The 15,443-nt window shown below is 72.2% G+C and carries 18 protein-coding genes; 9 read left to right on the top strand and 9 right to left on the bottom strand.

The features are described 5' to 3' along the window. Position 1: 1 nt before the first annotated feature. The gene (locus tag OO54_RS08445; RefSeq protein ID WP_051786797.1) at positions 2-526 is read right to left on the bottom strand and encodes a GNAT family N-acetyltransferase; all 525 of its coding nucleotides are present in this window, start codon (positions 524-526) and stop codon (positions 2-4) included. Between the two features lie 158 nt (positions 527-684). Next, complete coding sequence (locus OO54_RS08440) at positions 685-1,698, bottom strand: AraC family transcriptional regulator (RefSeq protein ID WP_033202193.1); 1,014 nt, start codon at positions 1,696-1,698, stop codon at positions 685-687. A 247-nt stretch (positions 1,699-1,945) separates the two neighbouring features. Between OO54_RS08440 and OO54_RS08435 the strand changes: the two genes are divergently transcribed. Then, a complete protein-coding gene (locus OO54_RS08435) occupies positions 1,946-2,317 on the top strand; it encodes a peptidase inhibitor family I36 protein (RefSeq protein ID WP_033202192.1) in 372 nt (123 codons plus the stop codon). Between the two features lie 4 nt (positions 2,318-2,321). Beyond that, the gene (locus tag OO54_RS08430) at positions 2,322-3,224 is read left to right on the top strand and encodes a hypothetical protein (RefSeq protein ID WP_033202191.1); all 903 of its coding nucleotides are present in this window, start codon (positions 2,322-2,324) and stop codon (positions 3,222-3,224) included. A 13-nt stretch (positions 3,225-3,237) separates the two neighbouring features. Here the strand turns inward: OO54_RS08430 and OO54_RS08425 are convergent, their stop codons facing one another. Beyond that, positions 3,238-3,900 carry a response regulator gene (locus OO54_RS08425; protein ID WP_033202190.1) on the bottom strand — a complete coding sequence of 221 codons (663 nt, stop codon included), beginning with the start codon at positions 3,898-3,900 and terminating at the stop codon, positions 3,238-3,240. Then, entirely contained in the window at positions 3,875-5,047 is a 1,173-nt protein-coding gene (locus tag OO54_RS08420; protein WP_033202189.1) for a sensor histidine kinase, read from the bottom strand. The genes OO54_RS08425 and OO54_RS08420 overlap by 26 nt, the downstream gene beginning before the upstream one ends. A gap of 175 nt (positions 5,048-5,222) precedes the next feature. On the opposite strand from OO54_RS08420, the gene OO54_RS08415 reads away from it, so the two are divergent. Beyond that, entirely contained in the window at positions 5,223-7,502 is a 2,280-nt protein-coding gene (locus OO54_RS08415; protein WP_033202279.1) for an MMPL family transporter, read from the top strand. 116 nt (positions 7,503-7,618) lie between these two features. Here OO54_RS08415 and OO54_RS08410 read toward each other — a convergent pair whose 3' ends face one another. Further along, positions 7,619-8,356: a DUF2625 domain-containing protein gene (locus OO54_RS08410; RefSeq protein WP_033202188.1), complete on the bottom strand. Its 738-nt coding sequence runs from the start codon at positions 8,354-8,356 to the stop codon at positions 7,619-7,621. A gap of 63 nt (positions 8,357-8,419) precedes the next feature. Between OO54_RS08410 and OO54_RS08405 the strand changes: the two genes are divergently transcribed. Genes OO54_RS08405 through OO54_RS08395 form a run of 3 tightly spaced genes read left to right on the top strand, consistent with a single transcriptional unit; the run spans position 8,420 to position 10,049 of the window. Beyond that, positions 8,420-8,791 carry a PadR family transcriptional regulator gene (locus OO54_RS08405; RefSeq protein WP_017241188.1) on the top strand — a complete coding sequence of 124 codons (372 nt, stop codon included), beginning with the start codon at positions 8,420-8,422 and terminating at the stop codon, positions 8,789-8,791. After that, positions 8,788-9,381, top strand: a complete 594-nt coding sequence (locus OO54_RS42305) for an HAAS signaling domain-containing protein (RefSeq protein ID WP_051786790.1) — start codon at positions 8,788-8,790, stop codon at positions 9,379-9,381. The genes OO54_RS08405 and OO54_RS42305 overlap by 4 nt, the downstream gene beginning before the upstream one ends. A 59-nt stretch (positions 9,382-9,440) precedes the next feature. After that, on the top strand, positions 9,441-10,049 hold the full coding sequence (locus tag OO54_RS08395) for a GNAT family N-acetyltransferase (protein ID WP_033202187.1): 609 nt from the start codon (positions 9,441-9,443) through the stop codon (positions 10,047-10,049). A 6-nt stretch (positions 10,050-10,055) separates the two neighbouring features. On the opposite strand, the gene OO54_RS08390 is transcribed toward OO54_RS08395, so the two are convergent. Beyond that, on the bottom strand, positions 10,056-10,679 hold the full coding sequence (locus tag OO54_RS08390; RefSeq protein ID WP_157856439.1) for a hypothetical protein: 624 nt from the start codon (positions 10,677-10,679) through the stop codon (positions 10,056-10,058). A 41-nt stretch (positions 10,680-10,720) separates the two neighbouring features. After that, entirely contained in the window at positions 10,721-11,812 is a 1,092-nt protein-coding gene (locus OO54_RS08385; protein WP_033202185.1) for an alpha/beta fold hydrolase, read from the bottom strand. Positions 11,813-11,907: 95 nt separating this feature from the next. On the opposite strand from OO54_RS08385, the gene OO54_RS08380 reads away from it, so the two are divergent. Then, the gene (locus tag OO54_RS08380; RefSeq protein ID WP_078905100.1) at positions 11,908-12,666 is read left to right on the top strand and encodes a TetR/AcrR family transcriptional regulator; all 759 of its coding nucleotides are present in this window, start codon (positions 11,908-11,910) and stop codon (positions 12,664-12,666) included. 78 nt (positions 12,667-12,744) lie between these two features. Here the strand turns inward: OO54_RS08380 and OO54_RS08375 are convergent, their stop codons facing one another. Continuing rightward, the gene (locus tag OO54_RS08375; RefSeq protein WP_033202184.1) at positions 12,745-13,119 is read right to left on the bottom strand and encodes a hypothetical protein; all 375 of its coding nucleotides are present in this window, start codon (positions 13,117-13,119) and stop codon (positions 12,745-12,747) included. Positions 13,120-13,264: 145 nt separating this feature from the next. Here OO54_RS08375 and OO54_RS08370 point away from each other — a divergent pair, with 145 nt between their 5' ends. Both OO54_RS08370 and OO54_RS08365 read left to right on the top strand, forming a co-directional pair. Beyond that, positions 13,265-14,110, top strand: coding sequence for a helix-turn-helix domain-containing protein (locus OO54_RS08370; RefSeq protein WP_033202183.1), 846 nt, complete (start codon positions 13,265-13,267; stop codon positions 14,108-14,110). Further along, entirely contained in the window at positions 14,092-14,298 is a 207-nt protein-coding gene (locus OO54_RS08365) for a DUF397 domain-containing protein (RefSeq protein WP_033202182.1), read from the top strand. The genes OO54_RS08370 and OO54_RS08365 overlap by 19 nt, the downstream gene beginning before the upstream one ends. Positions 14,299-14,325: 27 nt before the next feature. Here the strand turns inward: OO54_RS08365 and OO54_RS08360 are convergent, their stop codons facing one another. Beyond that, positions 14,326-15,390, bottom strand: a complete 1,065-nt coding sequence (locus OO54_RS08360; protein ID WP_051786789.1) for a DNA-binding protein — start codon at positions 15,388-15,390, stop codon at positions 14,326-14,328. Positions 15,391-15,443: the final 53 nt, after the last annotated feature.

The following is a 15,443-nucleotide window of genomic DNA, read 5'->3' as shown; positions in this document are numbered from 1 at the left end:
CTCAGGGAGCGTTGCGCAGCTCCCACCGGATCTCGCCGTCGTCCACCTCGTCCGTCCGCGCGAGGCCGGCCGCGCGGGCGACGGCGGCGGAGGCCGCGTGGTCGGGGTGGACGTGGGCGACGACCGTACGGACGCCCCGCTCCAGGAGCAGCCCGACGAGCGCCTCGGCCGCTTCCCGGGCGATCCCGCGCCCCTGCCACTCCGTCCCCGTCACCCATGCGACCTCGGCGGTCCGCCCGCCGTCGGTGACCGTCGCCTGCACGGTCCCGGCGAACCGGTCCTCGGCGCGGAGCCGTACGACCCAGTTGCACCAGACGACCGCCGGGTCGGGTGACCCCGCGACCAGCCGTTCGTACCGGGCGCGCAGCTCGGGCTCGGACAGCGGGTCGCCCCCGATGAAGGCGTGCAGCGCGGGGTCGGCGAGGACCCGGGCCATCTCGCCGGCGTGCTCGACGGCGAGGGGGACGAGGTCGAGACGTCCGGTCGCCACCGTGACGGCGCCGATGCCGTGCTGCTCCGTGCTCACGCCGCGCCCTTCCTCCGTGCTCACGCGTCCCCCGTTCCGTGCTCGCGCGCCGCCCGCCTCCGGGCTCACGCGTCGAAGTCCCAGACCCCTTGGCCGTCGTACCTGGTCATTGTCGTCCCTCCCCCGCCTTCCCGAAGCACGTGCTGACAGCCACGAGCCTAGGAACGCGCCGCCCGTCCCGCTGTGCGCTCGGCGCGGACGTCCTTGACGCTCAGCGCGCGGAACTCGGTGGGGCTGAGGCCGTACGCCGCCCGGAAGGTGCGGCTGAAGACCGCCGGGCCGCTGAAGCCCCACCGCGCGGCGACGGCCTGCACGGGACGGCCGAGGAGTTCGGGGCGGGCGAGGTCGTCGCGGCACCGCTCCAGGCGGCGGCGCCGGATGCGGGCCTGGACGGTCTCGCCGTCGCCGTACGCCCGGAAGAGCTGGTGGAGGGTGCGTACGGAGACGTGGTGGCCGGCGGCGACGGCGGCCGGGGTGAGGTCGGGGTCGCCGAGATGGGTCTCGACGAAGTCGTGGATCCGCTGGATCAGCGCCCGTGCCCTCGCCTCGGCGGGGAGCTGGTCGTCGGCGTCGAGGTTCTGGGCGAGGCAGGCGGCGACGAGGTCGACGACGACGGAGCCGAGCCGGGGCAGGTCGTCGGGCGCGCACTGGCCGGCATGCCCTTCGAGGGAGTCGAGGAAAGCGGCGAGGACCGCCCCGACCCCGTGCCCTCCGGGAATCCGGCTGCCCAGCAGCCGGTCGACCCGCTGGGGCCGCAGCGGCAGTACGTCACGCGGGAGTTGCAGCAGGGTCAGCCGCACGGGACCCGACGCGGTGGGCATGTCCGCGGCCGAGGGCCGCGAGGTGTCCCAGAAGAGCAGGTCCCCCGCCCCGGCACTGCAGTCGTTCCGGTGCTGGGACAGGACGGTGACGCCCTGCCTGATCAGCCCCAGCTGGTACTGCTCCGGATCGCCGCGCCGGATCAGCGCGGGCGTACGGCGCGACCGCAGGGGCGAGAAGGCGAACCGTGCGACGCGGACGTCCCGGAGGTCCAGCACCGCCGCCTCGGCCTGGAAGTCGGCGGGCCGCTCGACGCTGAGCGCGGTGGGCATCACCTCCCGCGTGACCAGGTCCTCGAACCAGTCGAACCGTTCCCGTGCCGGCAACTCCCCTGCCGAGACCACTGACCACATCGCGCGCCCCCGTCGATCTTGGTGTCGGCGGCCAGGATGCAGCGGCGCGAACGCGTTTGTCGCCGGTTTCCACGGACGGCGTGGCGCGCCGGCGAACCCGGCCGCGCCCCCCTCGGAACGGCCCGGACCTGCGCTTCAACAGCCCTGCGTTGAGCGACCGTTGAGCGGCACTTGAGGTTCCGTTGACCGCCCCTGACAGCTTCGTGCCGTACCGGGAACCCGGTCCAGGAGAAACGGAGAGCACCTCGTGAACTTCAAGCGATCCCTCGCGGCCCTCGGCATGGCGGCCGGCGTCGCCCTCGGCGCGGCGGCCGTCGCCCCGGCCGCCAACGCGGCCCCGGCGGGCTGTGCCAGCGGTGGTCTGTGCGTGTACTGGCAGGCCGACTACCAGGGCGCCGTGCAGACGGTCTACCAGGACAACCGTGACCTGACCGGGTACACGAACTTCAAGTACGCCCTGAACGGCGCGGCCTTCAACAACGGCAACAGCTGCAACGTCGTGCTCTACAAGGAGACCGACTACCAGGGCCAGGGCTGGATCCTGTACCGGGGCACCGGCTGGAACCGGATCGGCGACAACCTGAGCACCATCGGCTCCAACGAGTGGTGCACGGTCTGAGTCGATGACCTCCAGGAGACGCACCGCAGCCGTGGCGCTGCTTCTGGGTCTCGGTGCCGCCGGATGCTCGACGTCCGGCGGCACCGCCGCACCCGGCCCCGCGCCGCTCCCCGCACCCCGCCCCTTCCAGGGCGTCACCCACTACCCCGGGCCGCAGCTCACGGCCCTCCACGCGGCGGAGGAAGACCTCGTCGCCGCCTGCATGAAGCGGCGCGGGTTCACCTACCGCCCGCAGCCCCTGCCCACCGGGAACCACCTGGCCGACACCAACCCGTACGGACTGCTCACCGTCGCGCAGGCGGTGAACGACGGCTACGGCATCACGAGCACCACGCTCTCCATGCGGCCGCCGGTCGACGTCAACGCCGCCGAGGCGGCGGACACGCGCTGGAAGGACGCCCTGCTCGGCACCCCCGCCCACCGGGTGAACCTGGCCATGCCCATGAAGCGGGAGTTCTTCCACCAGGCGGACTCCTGCGTCAGCGACGCCATGTCCCGCCTCTACGGACCGGAGTACTACAGGCTCTTCAACACCTTCCAGGTCCTGGGCGACGCGGTCGTCCAGAGGGTCAGGACCGACCGCCGGTACCTCGCCGCACAGGACTCCTGGAGCGCCTGCATGAAGGACGCCGGGTCCCCCGCGAAGGCCTTCGGCGATCCCCAGGCGACGGTCGACCGCCGGCTCAGGCAGGCCGGCCAGGACCAGGCCGAGCTGCACGCCGTCGCCGGCGTCGAGCTGAAGCTCTCCCGAGCGGACGCGGACTGCCAGGCCGCCACCGGCCTCACCGCCGTCGTCTCGGCGGCCCAGACCGACGCCGAGAAGACCCTCGGCGCGGGCTACGCGGACGAGCTCGCCGCGCTGCGCACCCTGCGGGAGAAGGCACTCGCCACGGCGGCCAGGTCCTAGGCGCGTATCGAGCTCAGGTTCCGGGGAGGATACGGCGCGTTTCGTAGGCCCACATCGCGATCTCGACCCGGTTGCGGGCGCCGAGTTTGGCCATCAGGCTGGCCAGATGCGTCTTCACCGTGCTGAGGCTGATGTGCAGCGCGTCGGCGATCTCGGTGTTGGTCAGCCCGCGGGCGACGGCGAGGAGCACCTGCTCCTCGCGGGCGGTGACGGGGGAGACCGGCTGGGCCACGGGCCGGCCGGCGGGCAGGTCCGCGAATGCCTGGAGCAGACGGACGGTGACGCTGGGCGCGATGAGCGCCTCACCGTCGGACGCCGACCGTACGGCCTGCGCCAGGAGGTCCGGTCCCGTGTCCTTGAGGAGGAATCCGCGGGCGCCTGCACGCAGCGCGCCGTAGACGTACTCGTCGAGGTCGAACGTGGTGATGACGACCACGGCCAGCGGGTCGGCGACGCCCGGGCCGGCGAGCAGCCGGGTGGCTTCGAGCCCGTCGATCACGGGCATGCGGATGTCGAACAGGCAGACGTCTGGGCGCAGTTCGCGGGCCAGGTGTACCGATTCCTCTCCGTCGGCGGCCTCGCCGATCACCTCGATGCCGGGCTGGGCGTTCAGTATGATCCGCAGCCCGGTGCGGATGATGGTCTGGTCGTCAGCGACGAGGACGCGGATGGGCACCGTTCTCGGTCCTCCCTCTGGGCAGCTCGGCTTCGACATGCCAGCCCTGGTCGGCGCCGGGGCCGGCTCGTAGTGTGCCGCCGAGCAGGGTCGCGCGTTCGCGCAGTCCGGTAAGTCCGTATCCGTCGCGGCCCCGGCCGGTGCGTTGGCCGTTGTCGCGCACGCTCACCCGTACGGTATGCCGTTCCGCGGCGACCCGGACGACGAGCTCGGTCGCGTCGACCGCATGGCGCATCGCGTTGGTCACCGACTCCTGCACGATGCGGTAGACGGCCGCGTCCACGGCCGGGGGCAGCGCGTCCAGCTCGCCGTCGAGTCCCAGGTCCACTCTGAGGCGGCCGCCCGGGGTGCGTACCAGGCGCTCCAGATCCGCGACTCCGGCGGGGGGCGCCAGCTCGGCGCCGACCCCGCGGTCGCGCAGCGCGGCGACCATGGCGCGCATTTCCTCCAGTGTGCGCGCCCCTTCCTCCTCGACTCCGTCCAGCGCCTCGACGGCGGCGGTCGGGTCGGTGGCCGCGAGCACCCGGCCCGCCTGGGCGATGATCACCATGGCCGATACGTGGTGGGCCACCGTGTCGTGCAGTTCCCGGGCGAGCTGCTCGCGCTCGCGGGAGCGCACCTGGTCCAGCTGCCGCTCGCGAGCAGTCACGCGGAACCGCACGGCAGTCCCGACCACGCCGGGCAGCAGCAGGAAGACGAAGCCCGCGACCTTTTCGACGACCGGTGTGTCGTCCGTGACGGTCGCCAGGGTGGAGGCCGCGAGGATCAGCGCACCGCCGAGGACGATCTCCCGTCCCGATCCCCACCGGAGCAGCGCGTACACCAGCACGAGCACGACCAGGCCGGTGACCAGGCCGACCGGCTCGCGCGGCTCAGCGACGAGCGAGGCCACCTGGAGCAGGATCACCGAGCCGAACGCCAGCGTGACCATCGCCAGTGGGCGGGTCCGGCGCCACAAGGACAGCAGGCACAGCCATACGGCGAACACCACCGCCACCGGCCGCCACACGACGTTCTCGCGCAGTACGGCCTCCAGCAGCACACTGCCCAGGCCCACGGCGAGCAGCGCCCAGTCCCGCCACACCCGGGCGGGCGCGCCGGGCGGCCGGGGTTCGGTCCACAGGGTTCGCGCATCGTCTCGCAGCACGGTTCTCAGCCTAGGCGCGGCGCCGTGCCGCGCATCGGCCGAAAGTACGGGGTGTCGCTCCGCCCCGGGGCCGACGGATCCGCGGCCCGCGGGCCGATGCCGCGGAGCGCCGTGGCGAGGAGCCTCGGCATCGGCGGCCGTACAAGGACGGCCGACGAGGTGGTTGGAGGACCCGATGCTCTCGAAAGCCCTGTTGCGCCTGGGCGCAAGCGCCGCCCGCCATCCCTGGCGGGTGATCGCGGCATGGCTGGTCGCCGCCACGCTCGCCGTCCTCGCCGCGATCGCCTTCGGCGGGCGGAGCGCGGATTCGATGACCGCCCCGGGACTGGACTCCCAGCGGGCCGCGGAGCTGATCGAGCGGGCCGGCACCGGCCAGGAGGGGATGACCGCCCAAGTGGTCGTCACCCCTCTCGACGGCGCTGCGACGTTCTTCGACCACGACGGCGCGCGCACCGCTCTCACGCGGCTGCAGACCGAGGTGAAGGGGCTGCCGCACGTGCTCGGCACGAGCGACCCGGCGGGGGCGCTCGCCGCGGGCGGGGACACCGCCGTGCGCGGCGGCCTCGTCTCGGCCGACGGGCGGATCGCGGTCGTCCGGGTGCAGTACCCCGACCAGAGCCGGCTGTCGGCCGAAGACCTCGACGCCCTCGTCGATCTCGGCGACCGGCTGCGCGCCGAACTGCCCCTGCGCGTCGAGATGGGCGGGAGCCTCTTCTACGCCTTCTCCGACCCCGACGGCGGCGTGAGCGAGTTGATCGGCCTCGTCGCCGCGGCCGCGATCCTGTTCCTGGCGTTCGGTTCGCTCGTCGCCGCCGCGCTGCCGATCGGCATGGCGCTCTTCGGACTGACCGTCGGGGTCGCCACGATGACGGTACTGGCGGGGGTCACGGACGTCCCCGCCTTCGCACCGGTCCTGGGCAGCATGGTCGGGCTCGGAGTGGGCATCGACTACGCGCTGTTCGTGCTCGCCAGACACCGGGAGTACCTCGCGCGCGGGCTCGATCCGCACGAGGCGGCCGGACGAGCGGTGGCCACGGCGGGGCGGCCGGTGGTCTTCGCCGGCGGAACCGTCGTCGTGTCGATCCTCGGCCTGGCGGTCGCGAACGTGCCGTTCATGACGGTGGGCGGGCTCGCCGTCTCGATCGTCGTTCTGATCATGGTGGTCGCGTCGGTGACGCTGCTGCCGGCCTTCCTCGGCGCCGCCGGCCCGCGCCTGGCCCGGGCCGGCCGGATCGGCCGGGCTCTGCAGACCGGGAAGCCGGGCCGACTCGCACGGCGGCGGGACCCGGCGGCAGGCGCCGCCCACGCCGCCGGGTGGCGTCGCTGGATCGGGCACGTCAGCCGGCACCCGGTGCCGTACGCGGTCGGCGCGGCGGGGCTGCTGCTGACCGCGACGCTGCCCGTGCTCGGCCTGCGCGTCGGCCTGCCCGACGACGGCTCACTGCCCCAGAGCCGTACCGAGCGCCGGGCCTACGACCTCGTCGCCGAGGGGTTCGGCCCGGGCACCAACGGTCCCCTCGTCATCGCCGCGGACCCCACCGGTGATCCGGGAGTGCTGGACCGGCTCGTCGGGGCGGTCGCGGCGGATCCGGGCATCGCATCCGTCGCGCCGACGCACGTCGATCGGGCCACCGGCATCGCGACCCTCGTGGTGTTCCCGACCACCAGCCCTCAGGACAAGGCCACGGCCGACACCATCGCCCGGCTGCGCGCCGACGTGCTGCCCACGGCGATCGGGCACGGCCCGGCCAGGGCCCACGTCGGCGGCGCCGCCGCGAGCCTGTCCGATGTGGGCCAACGCACCAGCCAACGACTGCCGGCGTTCGTCGCCGCCGTGCTGGCGATGTCGTTCCTGCTGCTGATGCTGGTCTTCCGCTCGGTACTCGTACCGCTCAAGGCGGTACTGCTGAATCTGCTGAGCATCGGCGCGGCCTACGGCATCATGGTCGCGGTCTTCCAGTGGGGCTGGGGAGGCGCGCTCATCGGGCTGGAAGCGACGGTTCCGATCGTGTCGTTCATCCCGATGTTCCTCTTCGCCATCCTGTTCGGCCTGTCGATGGACTACGAGGTGTTCCTCCTCTCCCGCGTACGCGAGGAGTACCTGCGCACCGGCGACAACCGCACGGCGATCGTCGAGGGCGTCTCGCGCACCGCCCGGATCATCACCTCGGCCGCCCTCATCATGGTGGCGGTCTTCCTGTCCTTCGCCGTCGCCGACGACCCCTCCGCCAAAATGTTCGGGCTCGGCCTGGCCACCGCGATCTTCATCGACGCCACGGTCGTACGCATGGTGCTGGTACCGGCGACCATGACGCTCCTCGGCCGGACCAACTGGTGGCTGCCGAAGTGGCTGGACCGGATGCTTCCCCGCGGCCCGGTCGGCACCGACGACACCGACGACACCGACGCGGAATCCACGGGTGAGGCCCCGCGTCCACTGCCGGTCGACCGTTGACTCGACTCCTGCCCGCCCTTGGCGTCCGGCACCTCGGCGCGTCGCCTAGGGCCTGTCCGGCGGATCAGGCGCCGCGGACCCGGCCCTGATCCGCCGGACAGGCAGGCACTGGGGGACTACGGCTCCCCCAGGAAGCCGGGGTCGGTCCCGTCCAGTTGCAGGCTCGTCTCCTTGGCGACGCCCAGCAGTTCCCCCAGGGGGACGACCGCGCGGCTGGTCCCGGCCAGGTCCTGGTGCGCTTCGGCGGACCAGAGCGGCGGATAGAGGGTGAGCCCCTCGCCGCCGGTCAGGTAGGGGGCCTCGTCGCGCCAGCCGGGCCAGCGGAGGCCTTCGTAGAACTCCTCGGTGCCGCCGTCGAGCAGCCACGACAGCCAGGCGCCGTACCCGGCGCCGATCGCGTCCCAGCGCAGGGAGTCGGGCGCGAAGTAGACCATCTCGCCGGGACGGCCGGGCAGTCCGGTCTCCTCCTCCGTGCCGCCCTGGACGACGAAGGTGCCGCCGAGGACGTCGTGCGCGACGACGAGCCCGCCGGCGGGGCGCCAGTCGGCGTCGGGGTCGGCGGGGTACCCGTTGACGCGGGCGAGGCCGGGCAGGCGCCGGTCGTTGTGGGCGGCGGGGCTGCCGTACACCCGGATCCAGCCGTCGTCGACGAGCAGTCCGCCGGTGCGGAACACGACCGCGCCGAGGTACGAGCGGACGGTGACCTGCGTCCGGAGGAGCGTGGCGGCCGCGTTCGCGGGGTCGGCGTCCAGGACCTCGACGGGCACCTTCGCCGCCCGCAGCTCCGCTTCGAGCAGCGGCCACGCCGGCTCGTCGACCTCGGTCAGTTCGTTCAGTCCACGCGGTTCTCGCACACAGGCATCGTCCCACGCGGTTCTCCGTTGATCGGCGGCACCGTCGGGGGTATCTTGCATTACATGGTTCCTGGCGAAGCAAGAAACGAGGCGACCGGGAAGGTCGCCAGTCAGCTGCGCAAGGGCGTACTGGAGTACTGCGTACTCGCCCTGTTGCGCGACGGCCCGCGCTACGGGGTCGAGATCCTCGACGAACTGGCCGCCGTCAGCGTCATGACCACCAGCCAGGGGACGATCTACCCCCTGCTGTCCCGGCTGCGCCGCGACGGACTCGTCGACACCGAGCTGCGCGAGTCCGCCACCGGCCCCGCCCGCCGCTACTACACCCTCACCGCGCCCGGCAGGACCGCGCTCACCGAGTTCGCCGAGAGCTGGCCGCGCTTCCGCGACGGCGTCGACCACTTCCTGACCGCACCCCACGGAGGCTCCGCATGACCCGCACCGAACACCCCCTCGTGACCGACTACCTGACCACGATCGAGCGCGAGGCGTCCTTCCTGCCCGCGGGGCGCCGCGAGGAACTCCTCGCCGACCTGCGCGAACACCTCGCCGTCGCCGTCGGCGACGAGCCCGACCCCGAGACCGTCCGCGCCGCCCTCGAACGGCTCGGCAGCCCCTCCGCCATCGTCGCCGCCGCCCGCGCGGAGGAGCCCGAGACCCTCGTGACGCCCGCCGCGCCCGCCGTCCCCGCCGCACCCGAGGCGCAGTCCCGGTCGTCGCGGACCGTCGCCACCGCCGTTCTGCTCGGCGTCAGCGGGGTCGCCATCCTCTCCTTCGACTTCGCCGGCCTGGTCGCCCTCGCCGTCGGCCTCGGCCTGCTGTGGACGTCCGCCGTGTGGGACCGGCGCACCAAGGTCCTGGCGACCGCGCTCGCCCTCGCGACGCCGGTCGTGGCCCTCCTCGGCGCGTTCCTCCTGGCGGCCCGCCTCGGCCCGACGGAACTGCTCGTCATCCTCGCCCTGGCCGTCGCCCTTCCGGCCACGGCGGCCGTACGCCTGCTCCGCGCCCGACCCCAGGCCGCCTGACCAGGCCCGGAACGCGGAGGTCCACCCCCCGCCCCGACCAAGATCATCACGGGTGCAGAATGACCCGTATGCCCATAGCAAACACACCGAAGACGGCCACGATCGACGACGCTCGCATGGTCGGCCAGACCCTGGCCTCCGCCTTCGGCGACGACCCGATGATGCAGTGGTTCTTCCCCGACGCCGCCACCCGCGAGTCGAGCCTCGGCCGCTACTTCACCACCCTCTTCACCCGCCAGTACGGCCTCCACGGCGTCTGCGAGCGAACCGAGTCGGCCGCCGCCTTCTGGGTCTCGCCCGAAGGCGCCGACAAGGCCGTCCCCGACGACGAGACCATCCGGGAACTCGTCGCCATCCTCGGCGACCGCGCCCCCGTCTTCCGCGAGGCCGTCATGGCCGCCGCGGAACACGGCCCCACCGAACCCCACTGGTACCTCGCCGTCATCGGCGCCGACCCCGCCGCCCGCGGCCAGGGCCACGGCTCCGCCCTCCTCCGCTCCGGCCTCGCCAAGGCCGACGCGGCGGGCATGCCCGTCTACCTGGAGTCCTCCAAGCCCGACAACCTCCCGGTCTACGAGCACTTCGGCTTCACCGTCGTCGACGAGTTCGCCCTCCCGGGCGGCGGCCCGACCCTGTGGGCCATGAAGCGCGACCCCCGGTCGGCCTGACGCCCTTCACACGTGCTGCGGCGGGCCGATGACCCCGTGGCCGAACCGCTCGGCCAGCCACTGGACCCGCTCCTCCTCGTAACCGTCCCCATTGCGGCGGCGGACGTGCACGAGGACCAGGTGCGTGTCGGCCGGCACGTCGAGTTCACGCGAGTCGCTGTTCAGGACGAGCGTGACCTCGGCGTGCTTGAACTCCCCGCAGAAGTCCCGCTCCGGCACCTCCGGCCACTCGAGGCTCTCCCAGTTGACCGCACCCGGCGACGCACCGACCGCCGCCACGAAGCCGTCCTCAAGGCTGCCGACGGGCTCCTCCTCGATCTCCAGGCTCAGCGGCAGATACGCTTCCGCACCCCTCAGGTCCTCGGGCAGCTCCCGGGCCCGGATCGGATGCGTCAGGTCCGGCAGCCCCGGCGGCGGCACGTCCGGCGCCCTCCTGTCGTCCCAGCACATCACCCACGCCTCCGGCAGCTCCCCGCCCAGCCGTTTCAGCTCGTCCACGGTGTGCACCTCGGCCTCCACCCTCACCTCACTGAACGACTCCTGGCCGTACTCCACGAACTGCCTGGCCACCCGCAGGGCTTCCCCACGGTCGGCACTACGAAATACCGGATACGCAACGTCATTGGACATGCCCCGACACTGACACGCCCCCACCCACCCGTTCCTCCGAATTAGATGCCCGCCGCAGCATCCGACCTGCCGGCGATCACCGGCCGCACATGCGCCAGCAGCAGCCCCAGGAAGCGTTCCGGCCGCCGGAACGCCGCGAAATGGCTGCAGTCCTCGATCAGCGCGAAGCCCTTGGTGGGCGCCTGGACGTCGTCGAAGAAGCGACGGGCGAGCTCCGGCGACGTAAGGACGTCCTTCTCGCCTTGGAAGAGGAAGAACGGGATCTCGAACTCCGTGCCGTCCGCCCAGTCGTCGAACCCGGACGTGCCCGCGGTGATCCGCTCCGAGAAAGTCATGCCCTTGAGGAAGCTCCCCAGCTCGCGCAGCGAGTGCAGCGGCGAGAGCCACAGGGACCCCATGACGACCTTCTTCATCGTGTCCAGGGTCAGCGGGTCGCTGGTGGCCAGCAGCTTGGCGTGCATCGCGCGCTCGCGGGCGGTCCACTGGTGCCCATCGGGGTCGAGCGCCTCGACTGCCGCCAGTTCCTTGAGTTTTCCGGTCGTACGCAGCCGGCCGAGCAGGGCCCGGTGCACGGAGTCGTCGCGGCCGGCGTCGTGGATGTTCTGGTCGGTGCCGACGTAGGCGGAGTAGCGCTCGGGGAACTCGCGGGCGAGTCGCAGGCCGAAGGCGCTGCCGTAGGAGTGGCCGAGCAGGACGACCTTGTCGACGCCCAGGCGGGTGCGTATGTGGTCGGTGACCTCGATCGCGTCCGCGTAGATCCGGTCGAAGGTCATCTCGCCCTGCCCCTCAGGGCCGCCGCGGCCGAAGGTCTTGAGGGAGCCGCGCATGTCCCAGCGGACGATCGTGAAGTGCTTCTCCCAAGACCTGGTGCGCGGCCCGAAGATCGCGGTCGAGGCTCCGGGGCCGCCGTGCAGCTCCAGGACGACCGGGTTGGCCAGGTCCTCGCCTCGGACCGAGATCCACTGGTCGATGCCACCGATGGGGACGAAGCCCTGCTCGTCGATGCCGTTCGGGGTGCCGATCTTCATCAGGGAGGCGTTGCGGGAGCGCCTCAGGGCCCGGTGGCCGAGGAGCCCGGCCGTGGGCGCCGCGAGGAGTGCGGCGGCAGAGGTGGCGACGATGGTGGCGATCACGACTACTCCTCGAAACTGTATATGACGTAAGCAGTTGGCTATACGCTATAAACAGTTAGGGTTGGTCGTCAACAGGCGACGCGAGGGAGACGAGGATGGCCGCGAAGAAGCCCGGGCCGGCGAACGGGCGGGAGTCGACCAAGCCGACCGAGAAGCAGCCCGGCGCGAAGGCGAGCTTCGCGCTGCTCTGGGGCGAGCAGGAGCCGCCGAGCCGGGGCCCGAAGCCCTCGCTCACCGCGGGCCGGATCGCCGAGGCGGCCATGGGCATCGCCGACGAGGAAGGCCTGGACGCGGTCTCACTGGCGCGGGTCGCCAAGGAGTTCGGCGTCACCGCGATGGCGCTCTACCGGTACGTTCCCGGCAAGGCGGAACTCCTCGACCTGATGGTCGACCTCGCGATCGGCCCCCCGACCCCTATCGCGGGCATCCCCGGCGGCTGGCGCCCACAGCTGACCGAGTGGGCCCGGCAGTGCTCGGCCACGTACAGCCGCCACCCGTGGATCCTTGCGGCCACCGGCATGCGCCGTCAGATCATGGGCCCCCATCAACTCGGTTGGCTGGAGACGGCATTGGCCGCGATGGCCGGCACCGGCCTGTCGGCCGCCCAGCAGCACGACACGTTCCTGCTGCTCGTAGGCCATGTCCGCAACATCGCCCAGCAGCACGTGGACCACGACGAGGCGGCGAACGCAGAGTGGGCACGACTCACAGCCGACGTCCTGGAGCGCCACGCGGACCGCTTCCCCGCACTCACGTCGGCCATCGCGGAGGGCGCCTTCGCACCACGGGGCGGGGACCCGCTGGACTTCGGCCTGGAGCGGATCCTGGACGGAGTGGCGGCCCTGATCCCCTAGCGAGCTGCTCCGTAGCCGTCAGTCAGGCACGCACCGGCCACGCGATCGTGACGCTTCCGGGCCTTCTCGGGACGCCCTTCAGCGGTGGTCCTGCCACAAGTGCCGCCTGAGCAGCACGTTGGCATCCGTCACCGCACTGTGGTCGAACCGGCGCCGAGCCTCGGCCCGCTCCCGCACCAGCAGCGCACACGCCACACAGTGCTCCACGGGCTCCGGCGGACGGCTCAGGTCCGGCGCCGTCTGCGGGGAGCAGCCGACGCGAGCTCTGTCATTGGCGGCGCGCACCCCGGCGCTCAGCCGCTCGGCCGGCGTGGCCGGCCGCACGTCGGCCGGGTCAGCCTGCCACTCACGGCCGCCCCCGACCGGCCGCAGCATCACATAGGGCCCCACGTCTCCCTTGAACTCACCGACCACACCCGCCACTTGGTCGTAGACCCAAGCCCCGCGTTCCATGGATTCCGCTCCCCTCCGTGGACTACCCTCTGTGATCCCGGCACTACGAGAATGGACCGGGGCACAGGGAACCCGGAGCGGTGGCGGACCGTACTTCCCCAGGTCGCGCGGGTAGTTCCACATCTTCCACAAGGGAGTACGCGCGATGCCGACGAGACGCGTGGTGACGGGCCGCAGCCAGGAGCCCAGGAAGAGGTTCGCGGAAGAGCTGAAACTCCTCCGCACCGACCGGGGCCTCAGCCTCCGGAAGCTCGGCGAGGCGCTGGGGTGGGACTGGTCTCTGTTCTCCAAGATGGAGAAGGGCGAGACGGTCGGCGGACCGGAGGTGGTCCAGGCACTGGACCAGTACTACGGGACGGCGACGATGCTGCTGGCGCTGTGGGAGCTGGCGGTGGGGGACCCGACGCAGTTCAAGGAGCGGTACCGGCGGTACATGACGCTGGAGGCGGAGGCGATCAGCCTGTGGCACTTCGCGCCCTACTTGTTGCCAGGCCTCCTCCAGACCGACGCGTACGCGCGCACCCTGATGGGATGGGGCGGCGGCTTCGAAGGCGACGAACTGACCCGGCAGGTCGAGGCACGCTCCGGACGACGAGCCCTGCTGGAAGGGGAGAACGCTCCCGTGTTCCGCACGATCCTCTCTGAGACGGTGCTCCGCACTCCGCTGCCGGTGCGAGCGCAGTGGCAGAAGCAACTGGAGTGGCTACTGACCATCAGTGACCGCCGAAACGTCGCCGTTCAAGTGGTCCCCCACGCGGCCGGGCTGTACGGCCTCGCAAACACTGATGTGATGTTCCTGAAGCCGACGGACGGCCGAACGGTGGCATGGATCGAGACCTCCTACTCCGGCGAGTTCGTCGAGGAAACGGCCGCCGTCGATCGACTTCAGCACCGATACGATCTCGTCCGTGATCTGGCCCTTTCCCCGGCGGATTCACGGAAGTTCATCCTGAGGACGTTGGAGGAAGCATCGTGCGAGCCGTCGATCTGAGCACCTTCACCTGGCGCAAGAGCTCCCACAGCAACGAGGACGGCGGCCAGTGCGTCGAGGTCGCCGACCACCTCCCCGTCGTCCCCGTCCGCGACAGCAAGACCCCCGCCGGCCCCGCGCTCGTCTTCGGGCCCGCCGCCTGGTCCTCCTTCGTCGCCGGAGTCAAGGGCGGGCGGCTCGGCGCCTGAGGCATCAGCTCAGGGCATTCCGGGACGTCACGCGGCGACGCTGTCCCCCGCTTCCCTGACCGCCGCCGCGTCCGCTTCCGCGTCCGCGCGGCAGTCCGGGCACTGACCGGGCTCCCAGGCACGGAAGGCGACGTTCTCGCAGGTGACGCAGAGCTGGATCGGGCGCGTGCCCTGAGCCGGGGCCGGTGTGGGGAGGGGCGGCGGGAGCAGGTGGGCGAGGCGGTGGGAGAGGATGCCCGCCGGGTGCCTGAGGGGGTCGGGAAGCTCGGCGAGGAGGGTGCGGCGGACGGCGTCCGGCGTCACGCCCCGCGCGAACCACTCGTCGACGGCGGGGGCCAGGTACCGGACGTCCCGTGCGGAGAGCAGCATGCGGGGGTCATGGCGACGCAGGTCGAGCAGCAACTCGGCGGCCGGGCCTTCCGGGAGCCGGTCCGCCTCTCGGCGTACGGGCTGCACGGACGGGGCGTCGGCCGCGAACGGGACGGCGGGGGCGGCGGCCGCGAACGGGACGGCGGGGGCGTCGGCCGCGTCCGGGACGACGGAGGCAGCGGGGTCCTCGGCAGCGAATGGGGCAGCGGCGGGGGTTCGGTCCGCCGGGTCTTGGGCCAGGGACGGCACCGAACCCTGCGCCAAGTACGGGATCGGGCCTCGCACCGCGCGCGGGACCGCACCCTGCGTCCCGCGCCGGGCCTCGCCCTGCACCACCTGCGGGGCCGCGCCCTGTCCCTGATCCTGCCCTGCCCTCAAGTCCCCTCCCGCCCCCGGCCTGTTGCAGGAGATCGTCCGCGTCACGATCCGGCCGCTCGGGAGGCGCTCGCGGAGGCGGTGGAGGTAGCCGTGGGACTCCAGCTCGCGGAGGGCGGAGGCGATGCGGACCTCGCCCTCGGGGAAGCGGTCGGCGAGGTGCTTGATGCCGATGGGGGAGCCGGCGGGGAGGGACTGGATGTGGGTGGCGAGGCCGATCGCGGTGAGCGAGAGGTGCTCGTGCTGCGCGAGGTGGTTGCCGACGACCGTGTAGTGCGCGGTGTGGGCGACGTTGGCGTGGATGACGCCCGCGCGGGGCGTGGCCGCGCTAAGGTTGTGCTTACCCATGGGGAAGTTCCTGCTTCCTCGTTGGTCAGGCCCTCGTCGGGATTGCGAGTCCC

Origin of the sequence: Streptomyces wedmorensis, assembly GCF_000716445.1 — a bacterium.
GTDB classification, from domain to species: Bacteria; Actinomycetota; Actinomycetes; order Streptomycetales; family Streptomycetaceae; genus Streptomyces; species Streptomyces wedmorensis.
The sequence above is the reverse complement of the archived record's forward strand: the minus strand, read 5'-3'. Positions and strand labels throughout refer to the sequence as shown.

Coding starts and splice junctions, on each gene's coding strand:
- OO54_RS42305 (WP_051786790.1), top strand. CDS start 8,788: ATGACCCGCACCGAACACCCCCTCGTGACCGACTACCTGACCACGATC.
- OO54_RS08390 (WP_157856439.1), bottom strand. CDS start 10,679: ATGTCCAATGACGTTGCGTATCCGGTATTTCGTAGTGCCGACCGTGGG.
- OO54_RS08380 (WP_078905100.1), top strand. CDS start 11,908: ATGGCCGCGAAGAAGCCCGGGCCGGCGAACGGGCGGGAGTCGACCAAG.
- OO54_RS08375 (WP_033202184.1), bottom strand. CDS start 13,119: ATGGAACGCGGGGCTTGGGTCTACGACCAAGTGGCGGGTGTGGTCGGT.
- OO54_RS08395 (WP_033202187.1), top strand. CDS start 9,441: ATGACCCGTATGCCCATAGCAAACACACCGAAGACGGCCACGATCGAC.
- OO54_RS08440 (WP_033202193.1), bottom strand. CDS start 1,698: ATGTGGTCAGTGGTCTCGGCAGGGGAGTTGCCGGCACGGGAACGGTTC.
- OO54_RS08360 (WP_051786789.1), bottom strand. CDS start 15,390: ATGGGTAAGCACAACCTTAGCGCGGCCACGCCCCGCGCGGGCGTCATC.
- OO54_RS08370 (WP_033202183.1), top strand. CDS start 13,265: ATGCCGACGAGACGCGTGGTGACGGGCCGCAGCCAGGAGCCCAGGAAG.
- OO54_RS08405 (WP_017241188.1), top strand. CDS start 8,420: ATGGTTCCTGGCGAAGCAAGAAACGAGGCGACCGGGAAGGTCGCCAGT.
- OO54_RS08415 (WP_033202279.1), top strand. CDS start 5,223: ATGCTCTCGAAAGCCCTGTTGCGCCTGGGCGCAAGCGCCGCCCGCCAT.
- OO54_RS08430 (WP_033202191.1), top strand. CDS start 2,322: ATGACCTCCAGGAGACGCACCGCAGCCGTGGCGCTGCTTCTGGGTCTC.